At 40.2% G+C, this 18943-nt stretch carries 13 protein-coding genes and 1 tRNA gene; 3 read left to right on the top strand and 11 right to left on the bottom strand.

Annotation, left to right across the window (positions count from 1 at the left end; translation table 11 throughout):
• Nucleotides 1-36: 36 nt before the first annotated feature.
• From DZC72_RS02880 to dnaE, 10 genes are all read right to left on the bottom strand, one after another.
• Nucleotides 37-606 (bottom strand): hypothetical protein, encoded by a 570-nt coding sequence (locus tag DZC72_RS02880; RefSeq protein ID WP_125221388.1) that lies wholly within the window; start codon nucleotides 604-606, stop codon nucleotides 37-39.
• A gap of 16 nt (nucleotides 607-622) precedes the next feature.
• On the bottom strand, nucleotides 623-838 hold the full coding sequence (locus DZC72_RS02875; RefSeq protein ID WP_125221387.1) for a hypothetical protein: 216 nt from the start codon (nucleotides 836-838) through the stop codon (nucleotides 623-625).
• Nucleotides 839-1058: 220 nt separating this feature from the next.
• Nucleotides 1059-1796, bottom strand: a complete 738-nt coding sequence (locus DZC72_RS02870; RefSeq protein WP_125221386.1) for a LytR/AlgR family response regulator transcription factor — start codon at nucleotides 1794-1796, stop codon at nucleotides 1059-1061.
• Nucleotides 1793-3988, bottom strand: a complete 2196-nt coding sequence (locus DZC72_RS02865; protein WP_125221385.1) for a tetratricopeptide repeat-containing sensor histidine kinase — start codon at nucleotides 3986-3988, stop codon at nucleotides 1793-1795. Before DZC72_RS02865 ends, DZC72_RS02870 begins: the two co-directional genes overlap by 4 nt.
• Nucleotides 3989-3991: 3 nt before the next feature.
• Complete coding sequence (locus DZC72_RS02860) at nucleotides 3992-5857, bottom strand: tetratricopeptide repeat-containing sensor histidine kinase (RefSeq protein WP_165869252.1); 1866 nt, start codon at nucleotides 5855-5857, stop codon at nucleotides 3992-3994.
• A 387-nt stretch (nucleotides 5858-6244) separates the two neighbouring features.
• Nucleotides 6245-6318, bottom strand: a tRNA-Asp gene (locus DZC72_RS02855).
• Between the two features lie 72 nt (nucleotides 6319-6390).
• Nucleotides 6391-7320, bottom strand: a complete 930-nt coding sequence (locus DZC72_RS02850) for a DUF58 domain-containing protein (protein WP_125221383.1) — start codon at nucleotides 7318-7320, stop codon at nucleotides 6391-6393.
• Between the two features lie 71 nt (nucleotides 7321-7391).
• Nucleotides 7392-7709: a thioredoxin gene (gene trxA / locus DZC72_RS02845; protein ID WP_099545984.1), complete on the bottom strand. Its 318-nt coding sequence runs from the start codon at nucleotides 7707-7709 to the stop codon at nucleotides 7392-7394.
• Nucleotides 7710-7817: 108 nt separating this feature from the next.
• A complete protein-coding gene (locus DZC72_RS02840; protein ID WP_125221382.1) occupies nucleotides 7818-9038 on the bottom strand; it encodes a cytochrome c3 family protein in 1221 nt (406 codons plus the stop codon).
• Nucleotides 9039-9056: 18 nt separating this feature from the next.
• A complete protein-coding gene (gene dnaE / locus DZC72_RS02835; protein ID WP_125221381.1) occupies nucleotides 9057-13493 on the bottom strand; it encodes a DNA polymerase III subunit alpha in 4437 nt (1478 codons plus the stop codon).
• A 268-nt stretch (nucleotides 13494-13761) separates the two neighbouring features.
• Here dnaE and DZC72_RS02830 point away from each other — a divergent pair, with 268 nt between their 5' ends.
• Nucleotides 13762-15525, top strand: a complete 1764-nt coding sequence (locus DZC72_RS02830; protein ID WP_125221380.1) for a tetratricopeptide repeat protein — start codon at nucleotides 13762-13764, stop codon at nucleotides 15523-15525.
• A 257-nt stretch (nucleotides 15526-15782) separates the two neighbouring features.
• Nucleotides 15783-17549 (top strand): hypothetical protein, encoded by a 1767-nt coding sequence (locus tag DZC72_RS02825; RefSeq protein ID WP_125221379.1) that lies wholly within the window; start codon nucleotides 15783-15785, stop codon nucleotides 17547-17549.
• A 71-nt stretch (nucleotides 17550-17620) separates the two neighbouring features.
• Here the strand turns inward: DZC72_RS02825 and DZC72_RS02820 are convergent, their stop codons facing one another.
• Complete coding sequence (locus DZC72_RS02820) at nucleotides 17621-18076, bottom strand: ferritin-like domain-containing protein (protein WP_125221378.1); 456 nt, start codon at nucleotides 18074-18076, stop codon at nucleotides 17621-17623.
• A 276-nt stretch (nucleotides 18077-18352) separates the two neighbouring features.
• On the opposite strand from DZC72_RS02820, the gene DZC72_RS02815 reads away from it, so the two are divergent.
• Nucleotides 18353-18937: a 30S ribosomal protein S16 gene (locus tag DZC72_RS02815; RefSeq protein ID WP_125221377.1), complete on the top strand. Its 585-nt coding sequence runs from the start codon at nucleotides 18353-18355 to the stop codon at nucleotides 18935-18937.
• Nucleotides 18938-18943: the final 6 nt, after the last annotated feature.

The following is an 18943-nucleotide window of genomic DNA, read 5'->3' as shown; positions in this document are numbered from 1 at the left end:
TGATAGGTTTTTGAATTCGAGGAAATGAATGAATTTTTAGTAGTCCATCTCAATGAATGAACCGTCTAATTGATAGTTAAAGGTGAACGAAGTGCCTCCGTTTTCGGGCTGAAGTTTTACGATGTATTCCGCAGCCTCAATATCTCCGTTTTTTGGATATTTTATGAAGGCCATTTCAAAACGAGGGTTGTCGATAGCTTTATCGGCCTTTAGCTGCTCCTTGGATTTTTCAACGAGTGCGCCCAACTTCTTAAGACCGATTTTTTCACCCAATTGGAACATGAAATCGGCCGCCTTGGTACCTTCAGGCACTTCGAGGGTTATTTCCGAGGTTTGGTTCCATCTTTCCATGGAGTACGTCCATTGTCCCATTTTCATGGATTCCGGGTCATCTGTAACTGTTGTCGACACACTATTGCCAATGGATTCATTATAGATAATGGTCAATTCCGTATAATAGGCTTTGTCGCCAAATTCGTTTTTCAGTTCTTGTTCGATCTCGGCAAAGCCTTGGGCCGTAGCAGGTTGTTTAGCCGCGCCGCCGCCGCAGGAACCAAGGGATATTCCAAAAACCAATAGGGCTAAAATCTGTTTTACATGTTTCATCTTAAATAATTTTATGTTATTCTTCTGCTTCTTCTCTTCCAAATAAAAAGAACAATGCACCGCCCGCTATTACAAGGACAATTCTTAAGATCCAGCCCATGGTGCTGCCCCAAATGTCTATCCAGGCCAAGAGCCTAATGTTGTAGTTGAAAATGGACAATACGGCGGATATAATACCCATTGCCGCGAGAACAAGGCCTCCTTGGCCCAATTTTGATTTGATGTTTTCCATTGTTGTTTGATTTGTTTGTATCCTGACACGTGGAGGTTTTTTCACCTTCTTCAACCCATCAAGAAATGGTATTTGTAGGGTAAAGATGGGGCAAGGGGAATTCCAAAAAAACTACCAATGTTTTTGTGTGCTACCCCAAAGTAAATGTGTTGGATACCAACCTATTTCCGTTTTTTGAAGAGAAGGAAAAGAGTCAAAAAATAGCTAAAAACAAGTCTTATTAATGACTATTGAAACGTAGGAATGTAGTAATAAAGGCGTCCTTTTTTCGGGAGGAAACGGGAATCTTTTTTCCGTTTTTTAGATAGATGATTCCGGACTTATCGTACTTATCAATGAACTTTAAGTTCACCATAAAGGATTGATGGGGCCTGGTGAAGTTGGCCGTTTCCAATTTTTCTTCGTATTCCTTCAACGGTTTGGAGGCCACGTATTTTTTGTTATCGGCCAAGTAGAATGTGGTATAGCCTTTATCGGACTCACAATATAACAGTTCTGTGAGGTTGATGACCTGAAAACTATCGCTTAGCGAAAGCACCAAGGTGGCGTCATCTTGATACCAGACTTTTTTGGCGGTGCGCAATTGCTTTTTTTGTTCGGAAATAGGCAAGGACTTTATCTTTTTAAGAGCGGCTTGCAATTCCTCAAAATCAACGGGCTTGAGTAGATAATCCACTGCACCCGCTTTTAATGCCCTTAGAGCGAATTCTTCATAGGCCGTAATGAATATGGTCTTAAAACTATGATGCTCCGTTTGATCTAGAAAGTCGAACCCCGTACCATCGGTAAGGTTGATATCCAAAAACACCAGTTCAGGTTTACACGCATTACTGACCACGACGGCCTCTTTCACAGAGGCACATTCCCCTATGATTTCTACTTCCGTGTTATCAGATTCCAAAAGATTGATTAAACCTTTTCGAATATAGGCTTTGTCTTCAACAATAAGTGCTTTCATGTTTCCTCGTTTGGTTTGTATGGAACAAGCAAAGTTACCCGTGTTCCCCGTTCCTTGTCATCTTTTCTGTCTGCTATTGTGATGCCTCCTGGCGTCTTAAAATCCTTGGCCAACATTTCCAAGCGCTCTTTGGTGATGGTGGTGGCCAGCGATTTCTTTTTGATATTCGTTTTGTTTGAAATGGCATCGATACCAATACCATTGTCCATTATGGTACAGCATAATTCTTTGTGCTCAAAAGTAAGATGTACGAATATTTCACGGTGTTCTTGATCTGGGGTGAACGCATGCTCGATGGCATTTTCTATGAAAGGCTGGATGAGCATGGGTGGGACCAAAAACAAGTTGATGTCTATATTTTCGTCCACGATCAAGCTATAATCATAGGGTGGGTCGGCATCCAAATTTTGAAGAATCATGTAATTGTCAATGGCATCCAGTTCCTGTATCAGGGGAACGACCTTGTCCCGGGAGTTCTCCAGAACGATGCGCAACAGTTTTGAGAATTTGGAAAGGTAGGTGATGGATTTCTGCTCCTCCTTGTTCAAGATCATTCCCTGCAAGACCGAAAGCGAGTTGAAAATAAAGTGGGGCGTCATTTGTGAGCGCAACAATTTTTGTTCTGTGACGATATTCTGGTTCATGATCTTGACCGACTTGTACTTTTGATAGAAGACAAAGGAGCCCGATAAGATGGAGGTTAAGAGGATACCGATAATGGCCCATAGATAATTCTGTTTGGTCTTTGCCAGATCTTGCGAGGTACTCAAAATGGTCTTGTTCAATTTGAGTTCCCTGATACTGGCAGAATCCAATACTTGTTTGTATTTATACTCACTCTCCAATTGGGCAATCTTTTCGATATTTTCCTTATTGAAAAGGCTGTCGTTCAATTTTTTGAATTGTTGATGGCTTTCGAGGGCTTTTTTGTAATTGCCAATATTTTTGTACAAATCAGAAATTATTTCTTCTACTTCAACTTCATATTTCAATAATTGATGCTTAACTGAAATGCGTTTGCTTTCGAGAGCGAACATTAATGCTTCATTAAAATTCTGTTTTTGTTCATATACCTTGGCCAAACCAAGGTTCGAATGGCATAAGCCTTTATAGTTTTTAATCTCTAAACAAATCTTTTTTCCATTTTCATAATGAATCAGAGCTTGTTTATATTTTTTGGTCTCTAAATATATATCCCCAATGTTGTTTAGGGAATATGCTACTCCGGTCCTATTATTTATCTCCTTAAATAAAGCATTGGCTTTGTTAAAGTAGTCATAGGCGCTTTGGCTGTCACCTTTTTCCTTATAAGCTAAACCAATATTATTTAAAGTATATGCACTAGAAACATTATAGTCATCCTTTTGATATTTTAGGGTTTCATTAAATATCTCTATGGCTTTATCATAGTTTTTTAGGTAATAATAAATAGTGGCAATATTACTTTTTGAGCTAATTATATCAGACCGACTATCAATACGTTCTGCTAAAGACAAGGATTTATTGTAATAATCCAAAGCGGCCGGATAATTGCCCTGATTTGAATAGGTTATTGCTAAGGCACCCCAACAAGCGGACAGTCTTTGTTTATTGCCAGTTTTCTCAACAATTTCAATTGCTTTTAAGTAGTTAGTTTGAGCTTCATCATAGTTTTGAACCTTAGCATTTGCCCATCCAATATTAAAGTAGAGCTCCGCTAGTTCAGCTTCTTTCCCGTATTTATTATAAATTTTCTTTGATTTTTCGAAGTACTCTAGTGCGCGTCCTGTGTTATCGTTATGAGACATAAAGATGCCCATATCTTTATAACATTCAGCAATTCCTTCGTTAAAACCCAATGAATCATATAGTTTAATGGCCTTTTCATAATTTGAAAAGCCATCGCGGTAATTTGTTTTAATTGCATCTATAGTTCCTCTTACATATAAAATTTTTGCTCTGCCTTTACTGTAATTTTTAGTTTCTGCAATCATTTCTGATTCGTCTAAATAGGCAATAGCTTGATTTGGATTTGCCCTTCGTTCTTCAAAGGCCAAGTCATTTAAAAGATTCACCCTTGTGGTATCTTTTTTGGTATGAAGTGTCAATTCATTTTTTAAGCTATCGACTTTTTTATTTTGCCCATGAACCTTCACAAGAAGGAAAAGAAGAAAAAAAGTGATGCTATTTTTAACAATTGATTTCAAGTTCATTTTTTAGGATGTTATGGAATCAACTTTATAAGGAATTATCAAAGTGACTCGTGTTCCCCGTTCCTTGTCATTTTTTCTGTCTGCTATTGTGATGCCTCCTGGCGTCTTAAAATCCTTGGCCAACATTTCCAAGCGCTCTTTGGTGATGGTGGTGGCCAGCGATTTCTTTTTGATATTCGTTTTGTTTGAAATGGCATCGATACCAATACCATTATCCGTTATGGTACAGCATAATTTTTTGTGCTCAAAAGTAAGATGTACGAATATTTCACGGTGTTCTTGATCTGGGGTGAACGCATGCTCGATGGCATTTTCTATGAAAGGCTGGATGAGCATGGGCGGAACCAAAAAATGGTTAATGTCTATGTTTTCGTCCACGACTAAGCTATAGTCATAGGGCGGGTCGGCATCCAAATTTTGCAAGATCATATAATTGTCGATGGCATCCAGTTCCTGAATTAGGGGAACGACCTTGTCCCGGGAGTTCTCCAGAACGATGCGCAACAGCTTTGAAAATTTGGAAAGATAGGTGATGGATTTTTTCTCTTCTTTGTTCAAAATCATTCCCTGCAATATCGATAATGAATTGAATATAAAATGGGGCGTCATTTGCGAGCGCAACAATTTTTGTTCTGTGACGATATTCTGGTTCATGATCTTGACCGACTTGTACTTTTGATAGAAGACGAAGGAACCGGATAGTATAGAGGTTAATAGGATACCGATAACGGCCCACAGGTAATTCTGTTTGGTCTTTGCGAGGTCTTGCGTGGTGGTCATGACCGTTTTTGTAAGTTTTAGTTCCCTGATACTGGCAGAATCCAATGCTTGTTGGTATTTATACTCACTCTCCAATTGGGCAATCTTTTCGATACTCTTTTTATTGAAAAGACTGTCGTTCAATATTTTGAATTGCTGATGGCTTTCTAGAGCTTTTTTGTAGTCGCCTAAATGAAAGTATATGTTAGAAAGCAACTCTTCAACATCCCTTAATAAGGTAGTCATATTATTTTCAGTCAACATCTTCTTACTTATTATGGCATTTACTAAGGCTATTTCGTACTTTTCAAGTAGTGTATTCACTTTTGCTAATCCAAAATATGAGCCTGCCAATGCTCTCTGACTATATTTGATATTGATTTGACATGCCATTTCGTAATTAAACAAAGCTTTTTGGTAATCTTTCAAATGTAAATAAGCAAAGCCGATATTGTTTAAGGCAAAACCATTGATAAAATCATTTCCTATGCTTTCAGAGATTACATGGGCATTTTTGGCATATCTAAGTGCTTCGTGATAGTTCTTTAGTTTTATATGTAGTAACCCCAATGAGATTGATGTTTCCGCAACTCGCTGTTCATTACCTAGTTTTTTTTGAATTTCCAGTGCTCTCTCAGAAAAGGCCAAGGCTTTGTCAAAGTTTTCCAAATTTGTGTAAAGGATTCCCATATTATTTAAGGATAAGGAAATCAATGTAGTATCCTTAATTCTTTCATTGATGGACAAAGATTTGTTATAGTATTCCAAGGCAATAGGGTAATTGTCTTGAACTAAATAAATATTGCCAATGTTCATTAGGCATCGAGATTGCATGCGTTCATCCCCAATTTCCTTACTTACCTCTAGTCCTTTTTGATAGAAACCGGTCGCGGTAGCATAGTCCCCTTTTTCAAAATAAGCTACTCCCAGTGCTCTTAAATTTTCAGAAATTGTTTGTTGGTTCCCTGTCGATTGATTTTTTTCAAGCTCAGTATTAAGGCTATCAATTTTATTTTGTTGTCCCCTCAGGCCAACACTTATAAGTAAAAAATGAAGAGGTAGTAATTTGAGATAGATTTTTGAGCCAACTAAGGTCCTTATATTAACCATATTTCTTTTCTGAGTGAATTTTGGAAAGAAATACATAGTTAATATAGCCAAACTGTTAATATGGGAGAACATTCATTATATGTCTCGACATTGGGGTTATAAAAAAAACAAAATACGGATTTTACCATCCGCATTTCGAAAAGAAATGGGTTTTATTTAAAAAAATATATAGGGAATGTATATTCGGTGATTCTGAATTAATAAGTGTTTACTATGAATCAATATGTGTTTAGTAAACCTAATTTATCTGAATAGCTCTAAAAAAAGTTCAAAAGATTCTGAAAATTTTGCTAACGAAACTCGTAAATGAAAAACGGATAATTGGGTATGAAAAGATTGTTTATAAACCGAAAACAAAAAAGCCCTCAATTTCTTGAAGGCTTTTTGCGGTCTGGACGGGACTCGAACCCGCGACCCCCTGCGTGACAGGCAGGTATTCTAACCAACTGAACTACCAGACCGTGGCGTTTAGCGTGTGCAAATATACATTGCTTATTCAATTGCACAAACATTTTCTTTTAAAATATTCGCTACTAAAGAAATTTGTTTCGTTCAATCAAAAATGTATTCAGGACGGTAGAAAAATCCCTTTTTATATCTACCTCCACGTATTTAATGCGGTATTGGGCGCATTTTAGTTTAAGGGCCGCAAAATACGCGCGTACACTTTCCTCATAGGCCTCTTTGATGTTATCCGCATAAAGATCCAGGTGTTCACCTGTTTCCACATCCAAAAATCGTTTGGGTGTATTGTCAAAATTGAAGTGAAATTCCAATTCCTTATCCATCAAATGGAAAAGTATTACTTCGTGTTTGTTATATTTTAAATGCCGGAGTGCTTCAAATAGCTCCTCATCCTCTTTTTCAGTTTGAAGCATGTCCGTAAAAAGAAATATGAGACTTCTTCTCTTTATTTTTTCCGCTATTTGGTGAAGATACGTGTAGGTTCTTGTTTCTTTGGACACATCTTTGTCAGCCCCAATATCGTTCAATTTAGCCAATAACATCTGAAAGTGTCGTTCACTTCCTTTTTCAGGGGTATAATAATGATAGTCATCCGAATATATACTTAAACCCACGGCGTCCCTTTGTTTCTTTAGCACATTCATCAGGGCTGCGATTGCCAAAATCCCAAAACCAATTTTATTAAGGTTTCCTATGGTCTGTATTTTTACTTCTGGATAGTACATGGAGGCCGAGTTGTCCAGAATCATATGGCACCTTAGATTGGTCTCCTCTTCGTATCTTTTGGTATAAAGCTTATCGGTCTTGGCAAATAGCTTCCAGTCGATATGCTTGGTACTTTCCCCATTATTATAGATTTTGTGTTCGGCGAATTCGGCAGAAAAACCATGGAAAGGACTTTTATGGATGCCACTGATAAACCCTTCCACCACTTGGTCCGCCAACAGCTCCAAGTTGGGGAAAAGCGAAGCGTTATTAAGTTCTTGCCGTATATCCACAGTTTAAAGATAGGATAAAAAAAGGTCCGGTGTTACACCGGACCTTTCTCAATATGATTTAAAAATAAATTTTATAATAGGGCATCTATAGCATCGGTATACACCTTTTTAGGGGAAACACCCACCTGTCTACTTGCAATTTCACCATTTTTAAAGACCAAAACGGTAGGAATGTTTCTTACCCCGTATTTGGCTGCAAATTCTTGGTTGGCGTCCACGTCCACTTTGCCTACGATAGCCTTGCCCTCATATTCGTTGCTTACTTCATCGATTATAGGCCCTACCATTCTACAGGGTCCGCACCAGGCAGCCCAAAAATCTACTACTACTGGTTTATCACTTTTTAAAACTACTTCGTCAAAAGTAGCATCTGTTATTTCTAATGCCATGATTTATACTTTTAATGGATTATACAAAGTTAGTCAAATATTCTAGGGTTTCCTTACGCTTTTGGTATTCGTTTTGGTTATTTAAGGATTGATGTAATCTATCCTATTTTAGTCTTTTGTGGTTTCCTCGGGGTAAATGGTAATATAATGAGTTCTTACCCCAATTGGGGTCGCCTTATCCAATTTGGTCAATTGTACCTGCATACTCTTGGAAGGAATTACTGGCATATGGCATTGAATGCAATCGTTGTTCATTGCTGCCATTTTTGATTCTGAAACCGAACATGTTGTCTTGTTTTGTTGATGGCAGGTAATGCATTTACTGTTGAAATAGGCATTTTGACTCCTTTGATTTCTATGAGGGTCATGACAGGTCATACAATCCATTTGTTCAGATTTGCTAAAGCATTTACTACTGGTCAATAATCCGAATTGATTACCGTGAACATCCAAAGATGTGCTAGGTCTAAGTGAGTTAAAATTTTTTGAAAACTTGGACAAAGTATCCCCGGGTAAAAATTTAAAGGGGTTTTGAATTTGATTGCTTCTTAATCCGGAATGGCATGAAGCGCATACGTCCAAACGCTGTTGTCTTGATAATGATTTGAGACCAATTAATGTGGTATCCTTTAGTATTCCATTGCTTTTTCTTTGAAGCCTTACATGACGTTCAGCCGGGCCATGGCATTTTTCGCAATCCACACCCAATGCGATTTTGGAAATATCGTACTTGTTGGAGTTTATGTTGTCATTGCTACTTTTAGCAAACGTAACGTGGCATTTTAGACATTGGTCGTTTACAGGCCGTAATGGATTTAAACTGTTTGTGTAATTGGGACTATTGATCCAAGAATCAGTGGGCACAAAATAGGATGCTTGCAACTGGAACAGTCCATCTGGTTGGTTGGTCAAATAGGATTGTCCCTTTAATCCTGAGCCTATCGTGATATCCATGCTCCAATCAAGGACCTTATGGTCTCCATACTTTATCTGCGCATGCTGAAAGGGTTTTCCATTCTTTTCCAATATTGAAATATCCGCATCCATTAAGGACACCGTATTCTCTCCCTCATTAAAACTACCATGGATATTGTCTATAGTGGTTAAGGTGGAAGTGTTGAAATGTGCTGTTTCCAAATGGGATTCATAGATATCCTTATGGCATTCCGTACAGGTTGCCGAACCAACATAACCTTCACCGTTATAATGGTAGGCAATAACCTTTACGTCCGAATACCGCTGGAAAGGCCCAGAAAGATAATTGTAAAGCTTTACGGCGATAAAGCCTATTACTAACAAACCAAGAACATAGTATATCTTTTTCTTCAAGGGATCTAATACTTAAGGCTAATTTAGTTTAAAATGAACCTGCTGTTCCTCCAGTCTTTGTAAAAGCTCACTGGAAATCTGAACTTTTTGTTTTCGGCTGGATAGGCGGACCTTTATCTGTTCCTTCATTTCGTACACTATGAAATTTAAGGCGTGGTCTCCCTTATGAGAAATCAAAGTATCCTTGAGTTGATGTACCTGTGCTTCCTCCAATTCATCGATGTTTAGTTTTATAGTCAATTTTTTTGCATAGGACTCCATGACATCCTGTAACAACATAAAACTGTTGAACTGCATTCTTGGCTCGCTCTTGAGTCCGGTTTCCCTGTTTACCCAACCTTCCCTTACATATAATTTGATGTAGGCGAAGGAGTTAAGCATTAAAAAGTGTCTGAACTTAAGATATTCCTCACCAAAAATCCTAAATTCGAAGGAGTCTGTATAATCTTCCATGGTAAATGATGCCCAACCCTTGCCGTTCTTGGAAATTCTATGCTGCACATCCGTTATCACACCTGCGAAAGTGAGTTCCCTGTTTACAAAACTCGCCAAATCGTTGCAATGGGAAAGGCTGGCATTACAAAATGCCTTGATTTCCGTTTTAAAATCGTCCAGTGGATGTCCGGAAATATAAATTCCTACCACATCCTTTTCCCTTTTCAATTTTTCCATCGTGCCCCATTCCTCACAGGGGGGCACAACGGGTTCCGGTATGGAAACTTCACTGGCGTCACCGAAAAGGCTTACTTGGGCCGAGTTTTCGTTCTCTTGAAATTTGGCTCCATACTTGATTACCTTTTCCAGGAACGTGATTCCATCTCCATCATTATGAAAGTATTGTGCCCTGTGGGAATTTCCAAGGGAGTCAAAGCCACCAGCGAGGGCCAGGTTTTCAAAGGCCTTTTTGTTGGCAGCTCGTAAATCGATACGCTTTGCCATATCAAAAACGGATTTATAAGGTCCGTTTTTCTTACGTTCGTCCACAATAGCTTCTACGGCCCCTTTTCCCACCCCTTTAATGGCGCCCATTCCAAAACGTACGGCTCCTTCTTTGTTTACGGCGAATTTATAGTAGGATTCGTTAACGTCCGGGCCAAGTACATCCAATCCCATGCGCTTACACTCCTCCATAAAAAAGGTCACCTGTTTTATGTCGTTCATGTTGTTGCTGAGAACGGCCGCCATATATTCGGCAGGGTAGTGGGCTTTACAATATGCCGTTTGGTAGGCTATCCAGGCATAACAGGTTGAGTGGCTCTTATTGAAAGCATATGCGGCAAAGGCTTCCCAGTCCTTCCAAATTTTTTCCAGTTTATCCTCCGGATGGCCTTTTGCCGAAGCCTGTTGAATGAACTTGGGCTTCATTTTGTCCAATACATACTTTTGCTTTTTTCCCATGGCTTTACGAAGCACGTCCGCTTCACCTTTTGTAAAATCTGCCAACTTTTGGGAAAGGAGCATCACCTGCTCTTGATACACGGTGATACCATAAGTTTCAGCCAAATACTCTTCACAGGCCTCCAAATCGTAAACGATTTCCTCGGTACCGTGTTTCCTTGCGATAAAGCTGGGAATATATTCCATGGGGCCTGGTCGGTACAGGGCGTTCATAGCGATAAGGTCTGCAAAAACCGTAGGTTTTAAGGCCCGCATGTGTTTTTGCATTCCGGGCGATTCGTATTGGAACACCCCAATGGTTTCACCGCGTTGAAAAAGTTCATAGGTCTTTTCGTCGTCCAACGGGAAGTTCTCCGGATTCAATTCAATACCGTGTTTCGCCTTTACGATTTTAACCGTATCCTTGATCAAGGTCAGGGTTTTGAGGCCTAAGAAGTCCATTTTCAGCAGCCCAGCACTTTCTACTACCGAGTTGTCGAACTGTGTGCAATACATATCCGAATCCTTGGCCAAGGCCACCGGAACGAACTTGGTAATGTCATCCGGGGTAATGATGACCCCACAGGCATGAATTCCTGTATTCCTTAAAGACCCTTCCAACACATAAGCTTGGTTCAGGGTTTCGGACTCCAAACCATCGCCTTCTGATATGGCGAGCAATTCGTTTATTTTAACAAGGTCGTCGCTGTTGAACTTACTTCTAAGAATTTTCTCGTCGATGCCCATGATCTTTTTCAACTTGGACATGTTGGGAATCAATTTGGCCATACGGTCAGCATCCCCCAACGGCAGGTCCAGGGCCCTGGCAGTATCCCTTATCGAAGATTTTGCCGCCATGGTACCATACGTAATGATTTGGGCTACTTGGTTTGCCCCATATTTTTTGATGACATAGTCCATTACACGGCTACGGCCTTCATCATCAAAATCGATATCGATATCCGGCATGGAAATCCTGTCTGGGTTTAGGAAACGCTCAAATAGCAAGTCGTATTTAATGGGATCCAGATTGGTAATCCAAAGACAATAGGCCACGGCGGAACCTGCTGCGGAACCACGACCGGGCCCCACGGAAACATCCATTTGCCGTGCTGCCCTAATGAAATCCTCCACGATTAAAAAATACCCAGGATAACCCGTTTTTTCAATAACCTGAAGCTCAAAATCCAATCGCTCATCAATTTCAGGGGTAATCTCCCCATATCTCTTTTTGGCACCCTCATATGTAATGTGCCTCAAGTATTTGTTTTCGCCTCTTTTGCCACCGTCCAATTTGTCCTCTTCGACCTGAAATTCCTCTGGAATATCAAAAGCGGGTAATAATACATCCCTGGCCAGCGTGAACGTTTCAACTTTGTCGATTACTTCTTGAATGTTGATGATGGCCTCAGGGATGTCCTTGAAGAGCTCCTTCATTTCATCGGAGGACTTAAAGTAGTACTCCTGGTTAGGCAATCCATAGCGATATCCCCGACCTCGTCCTATGGGAGTCGACTGCTTTTCCCCATCCTTTACACATAAAAGAATGTCATGGGCATGGGCGTTTTCCTTTTTTTCGTAGTACGTATTGTTGGTGGCTACCAACTTTACATTATGCTTCTGGGCGAATTGTATCAGTACTTGGTTTACGCGGTCCTCATCCTCCTGTCCATGGCGCATGATTTCAATATAGAGGTCATCACCAAAGGTGTCCTTCCACCATAAAAGGGCTTCCTCTGCCTGGTTTTCCCCCACATTGAGAACCTTACTGGGCACTTCGCCATAGAGATTTCCCGTTAATACAATTATATCTTCCTTGTATTTCTCAACAACCTTTTTGTCGATTCGCGGCACATAGTATTTTCCGTCCACAAAGGCAATGGAGGACATTTTTGCCAGATTGAGGTAGCCATTTTTGTTCTTGGCGAGCATAACGATTTGGTAACCGTTATCCTTGACCGATTTGTTCGTATGGTCCTCACAGACCTGAAATTCGCAACCTACAATGGGCGTTATTTCAAGTTCGGGCTCTGGAAGGGATTCCAAGGGTTCTTGGCCTTCTTCCAAGGTTCCGTTTAAGGTGGCCTCGTAACGCTTTCTATTTTCCTCGTTTCTGGCAGTGACCCCGTTATTATGGTTTATGATGCCATTCACAAAATGAAAGGCTCCCATCATATTGGCATGATCCGTCATGGCCACGGCCGGCATTTTTGCCCTTGCCGTTGCCGCAATGAGATCAGGAACACTAATGGTAGACTGAAGTATGGAAAATTGTGTATGGTTATGTAAATGTGCGAACGTGGCCGTCTCCAAAGTGGCCAGGTTTTCCTTTATTTCTTCTTTTGAAATGGCACCGGTATCCTTTTCCCAAAGGGCATCGGCAATTTTTTTGGATGCTTTTTTTAGGTTGATGTGCTTTAGGCCAATGAGTTGAATTTCCTGTGGATTGGCCTCTGAGAAATTCTTAAAGTAATCCGGTTGAACATCCAATTGTTCCGCCGTATATTGCTTTAATCGTACCAGTTCCAAAAAGCAACGGGTAGTTGCTTCAACATCGGCAGTTGCGTTATGAGCTTCCGCAAAGGCTTCCTTGAACAAAAACTCATGAAGTTCCGTTAATGTAGGTAATTTGAATTTACCTCCACGGCCACCGGGAATCTGACAGAGCTCGGCAGTATGTTCAGTACAGGTATCCAAAACCGGAAGTTCCTGTAATGGATTATCAACGTTCATTCTATGGAATTCGGCACCCATGATATTCACGTCAAAACCAACATTCTGACCCACGATAAACTTGGTTTGGGCCATGGCCGCATTGAATTTTTCCAAAACTTCGGAAAGAGGAACACCCTCTTGTTCCGCCAAAGCCGTGGAAATACCGTGAATCTTTTCGGCATCGTAAGGAATGTTGAAACCATCCGGACGCACCAAGTAGTCCTGGTGCTCGATCAGATTTCCCAAAGCATCGTGCAACTGCCAGGCAATCTGTATACACCTGGGCCAGTTATCCGTATCGGTTATAGGGACGTCCCAGCGTTTGGGTAATCCAGTGGTTTCGGTATCGAATATTAAATACATGTGCTACTTTTAACTCCGCAGAAATTGTGGTTTTGGGCAATCAAGTTCATTTAAAGTAAATGAGGAACAACCTCATTTCATACGCTCCAAAAAATACAAAAGTCCATTTCCATAGAAAAATAATTTATCTGATGTATGGATTTTGGAGTATGTGCTTTAAAAAAGATTAAGGATAAAAATACTGAAAAGTGATGATAGGGGAAAAGGGAGTTGTAAGGAGTTATTAACGAATTGTTGTATTTTAGAAAACCCCACATAACCAACCCATATGAAAAATGTCAAGTACCGTTTTCTGATTGTATTTATTCTTTGTTATTCATTGTTGTCCGTAGGACAAGACGTCAAGAAAAAAGACAATGCCAATATAGATAGCCTGTTGCAACTTATTCCCATACAAAAAGATTCGGTTCTTGTAGAAACTTATTTTACAATATTCGACCAATACATATTCAAAGACCCTAAAAAAGGAGCACCTTATTTAGATGCAGCAGCCCCCATTATCGATAGCTTAAAGAGTAAATATCTCGAAGCGGAGCTACTGCGGAAAAAGGGACTTTATATTCAGGAGCTAGGGGACTTTAACCAAGCATTGGTACATCTTAACCAAGCAAAAGTATTGTACAATGAATTAGGCGATCGAGAAAAGCTTAAAACCGTTTATAATAATATCGGTATCATATCAAAAGATTTGGGACAAACCGCAACGGCTCTTGAAGCGTATTTGATCTGTATTAAGATTAGTGAATCTTTGGGCGAACCAGAACAAGGAAGGGCCCCAAACCTTATGAATATAGGGATGTTGTACTCTAAATTGGGAAATCTCGAAGTATCCAATGACTATTACAAGAAGGTAGAGGCCATCTGTTTGGAACATAATCTCGAATATGGTTTGGCGATCACCCGGTCGAACCGAGCCACAAATTTGGCCAAGGTCGATAAGCTTCAAGAAGCCTTGGACCTTTATTTGGGGGCTATGCCCTATTTTGAACGGACCGACCGTAAATCTGCTATTGGAGAACAATTAAATTTGATAGGGGCGGTATATGTAAAAATGGATTCTTTAAAAAAAGCAGAAAAGTATTTTTTACAAGCCTTAAATCTGAATACAGAAATCGAACAAAAAAATCAATTGGGTATTTCGTACCGCAATTTGGGCGATGTTTCCTATAATGAAAGAGATTATAAATCGGCCTTGGAAAATTATCAGAACAGCTTATCCCTTGCCAAACAGTTGTCAAATAACATTGAAATTGTAGACGACTATCTTAAAATCTCGAATACTTACGAAAAGTTGGGCGACATCTCACAAGCCTACGAATATCGCAAAATTTATTCTGTGATGTACGATAGCATTTTCAGTCGAGAAAATAACCAAAAAATCAATGCGCTAGAGTTGCGTTACAAAACCGAAAAAAGTGAGCAGGAAATCGCACTTCAAAAAAAGGAAATCGCATTGCTCGAGGAACAAGGACGTACGGCGAACCTACAACGTGTTGGATTAATTGTAGGCCTGTTGACCACAATAGCAATCTTTGGTCTTATCTACTACGGTATTCGGCAAAAAATGAAACGCAACCGATTGGAGCGTGAACGCGTAAAAGCGGAACTGGCCTTTAAAGAGAAAGAACTGACGACCCATGCCCTACACCTGGCCAAAAAGAACGAAGTATTGGAAGGCCTGAAGCAAAAAGCCGCCGAACTCAAGAAAACCGAAGGTGGTGGCAAGGCCTACCAAGAACTGATCCGAACAATCAATTTTGACCAACAGGACGATAAGGTGTGGGAAAATTTCACCCGTTATTTCGAGGCCGTACATAAGGACTTTGAAAAAGATGCGGTTTCAAGATACCCGGATATCTCCAAGAATGAACTTCGTTTGATGGCACTCATAAAGATGAACCTTTCATCAAAAGAAATCGCCAATATTCTCAATATTTCTTCCGATGGAGTCAAAAAAGCACGGCAGCGTTTACGAAAAAAAATGAACCTTTCGCCGGAAGATTCCTTGGAAACGACCGTGATGGCGATTTAGACTTCATTTTTAAACCCCTTGAAAGACCAATAAATACAGTACTTTTCAGGGTGTACCCCTTTTGTACCCCTACTAAAAAATCGTGTACCCTTTTCGTACCCCTTCCTTTTTTTTAATCCCAAAACATGCACGCTAGGTTTGTGGTGTCATTAAGTTGACATTCAAGTTTTGTGGTCTTGCTCGGTTCGATACTGCAGATCAAAACCGAGTAGGTCACACAAAACAGAATTTAAGTTTAACCACAAAACAAATAGATCATGAAAACGCAAAACAGATTTTTTAGACTTGTCGTATTGGTTATTTTGACCATAGGCCTTACTTCATGTAGTAAAGACGAAGTGGTACCGCCAGTACAAGTAGTCGATACCGACAAAGACGGCATTGCCGACCCCGATGACAAATGCCCTTCAGAATCCGGACCTGCCAGCAATCAGGGGTGTCCCGAAAGTACGGATGGTGGCGATGGACAAATTACCGAAAACGATGGCATTACCGAAGAAGAACTCGAAACGTATAAAGGGGATATCGGTATGGTGCTCAACACAAGGGAATTGGCCAAAAAAGGCTATTACCCCGTAAAAGCGCAACTTGACGTTAAAGGCACCTCGGCCAATTTTTCGCAAACCATAGATCTAGACCCCTACGCTTTCATGGGTCAAATCAAATTGCCGGTTGAAGATTTGAGCGAAGCTGACCTAAATACCCTAAAAGACGGGGTAGAGGTTATCGCTAAACTGTTCGATGCAGAAGGATCTGAAATTTTTGCGGAAACCTTTACCAGCATTTTGTTCAAACCAGACCCGGTTCCGGCGACCTGTAACCCTAACGATCTACCCGATTTGAATACCGAAGTCGAAGTAGTTGAGAACACCCCTTATTATATACAAGCCGTAAAATATGAAAACAACCAAATAGAACCTGAAAATAGGGCAGCTTTTCGTCGGATTTTGCAAGAGAACCCGTTAGATCCGTCGAGTTTCTTGTACAACAATCTATTGAGCATGACATCCACTGTTGAATTCACCGGTGATGAAGAGAACTCCTCCTACTTTTTTGAATCCATAGAAGGCAAAGCGAACCATTTCAATATTAAACACCAAGCATCGGACAGCTATTTGAAAAGCGAACTTATGAAGTATGGCCCTTTGGATTTTGGATATGACGGAATAAAAGTAGGCTTCGAAAAATCCGATAGGCTGAACCAACAATTTGTTTTACATAAAGTAGGCAATGGGGTTTACCGTATGACGGATGCCTATTTTGAACCTATCAAAGTTACACCCGGTGTCGGTTTAACAGTAGGTGCTGCTGAGGGTGAGGAATTATTAGTGAGATTGGTACCTATAAATATCGATTGGTCGGTGGAAGAAATCGAAACGCACTATTTGGAGCCTTTGTTGCCCGCAGCACAAAACGGATTTAGCTACAACAGTACGTTGATCAACTGTGGTAGTGGTCCGTTGAAACAAACTATCGGCGAATCGAAAAATGTAGAAACGACAACCACCGTAGGTTGGGAAGAAAGTTTTTCGTTCATGTCTAGCAGTACCGCTAGCTATTCGATGACACTAGGTTTGGAAGTTGAAGGAAAATTTTTCGGCAATGGCGCCAAATATTCAGCTGAGGCTACAGGTAGCAGTGAGTTTACGACCCAGAATTCTATCGAGAACAGCATTTGGAACGAAGCAACCGATACTACGGTCGAAACCTTTTTCTCCGAAAGGGAAATTACCGTACCCGCCAAGAGCGCAGTGCAGGCTTATGATGCTTTCCAGAGTTATGACAACATTAAGGTTAATGTTGTACAGCGGGTTCAAGTAAGGGGAAGGAACCAAAATGACAATAATATGGCCTTGAGCGGAAAACAAATCGCTACTCAATTCCACTTTAATGGCTTTGATGGGGTCATCACCCAAATCGGACCCGATTATGTCGAGGTAACCATAAGGGCTGTTGCTACTATGGACAAAATTTTTAAATCTAAAAGTGATGTGCAGGAAGTTGCTGCTAACTGTGGAAACTAATACAATAATGGATAATCATAAAAAAAGCGGACGTTTTATCGTCCGCTTTTTCAGCAAATTTAATACAATGCTTAGGAGACTGCCACTTCATATACTTTGGCGTTTCTTAATGCCGTTTGAATTTCGTCCCTATGCTTTTTAAGCATGTTCTCTGTGGATGGCGCCAATACCATTTCATCATCATTTAGAATCTCATTATATTCTTCAAGACTCGCTTTTTCACCACGTTCAACTTCTTCTAAAATTTTTTCCGTTTCGTTACTCGTAAAGGTGGTAGTCAAGTTCATCCATGTTCTGTGCAAATCGCCTTTAATGCTTCCGCCCTTATCTGGCAGTTCACCATAGGCTTGGATTTCTTTTTTCAACTCATGGCCAAAATTGTAGCGCTGCTGCACTTTATCGGCCAAGAATTTTTTCACGGTCGGGTTGTCCACCTTGTCCTGTGCTAGTTTATAGCCTTTTTCGGCGTCGTATGTTCTATTTAATAAATCGTTCAATCTGTTTGAAATTTTTTCTGAATACTTCATTATGTCTCTTATCATTTAAATTTACGTTCATTATTGACTCTCAATAACTACGTTCTTTAATATACAGGAATATCTCGGAAATACAAGTATTTACAGGGGTTTAGCATTGGTTTAACGTCGTTCTAGGTGGTTTCTTAATGGTTTTAACATAACAAGGGTTGATTTTGTTTGGCGAATGATTTGGAAATCAAACAAATTAGGCTACATTTGCAGCCCTTTTTCAAGGATAAATTGAATTAATAACCAAGGGTCGGGCACCCTACAAATTAATGTGATATGCCAGTAAAAATTAGATTACAGAGACACGGTAAAAAAGGTAAACCATTTTATTGGGTGGTTGCCGCCGATTCAAGAGCCAAACGTGATGGTAAATTCTTGGAAAAATTAGGAATCTACAATCCTAATACGAACCCAGCTACTATAGAATTAGATGTTGATAGTTCCGTTAAATGGTTACAGAACGGTGCACAGCCAACAGATACTGCAAAAGCGATTCTTTCTTATAAAGGAGTTCTTTTGAAGAGACATTTGTTGGGAGGTGTTGCCAAGGGGGCCTTGACCGAGGAGCAGGTAGAAGAAAAATTTAACGCTTGGGTAGCTGAAAAAGAAACTGCAATTGATGCCAAAAAAGGTGGATTGGATAAAGCAAAAGAAGAAGCCAAGGCAAAAGCATTGGCTGCTGAAAAGGAAATAAATGAGAAGAGAGCTGCCGAAGCTGTGGCTGCAGAACTTCCTGAAACCCCAGAAGGCGAGAGTGCAGAGGAGGAAGTTGAAGCTGTACAAGAAGCTCCAGAAATGCCAGAAGAGGCCCCTGCCGCTCCTGAAATGAAGGAGGAGGAAGCTCCTAAAGACGGCGAGTAGTCCTTA

Source organism: Maribacter algicola, from assembly GCF_003933245.1.
Classification (GTDB): Bacteria; Bacteroidota; Bacteroidia; order Flavobacteriales; family Flavobacteriaceae; genus Maribacter; species Maribacter algicola.
Note: the sequence above shows the minus strand (reverse complement) of the source record. Positions and strands in the feature narration are given on the sequence as shown.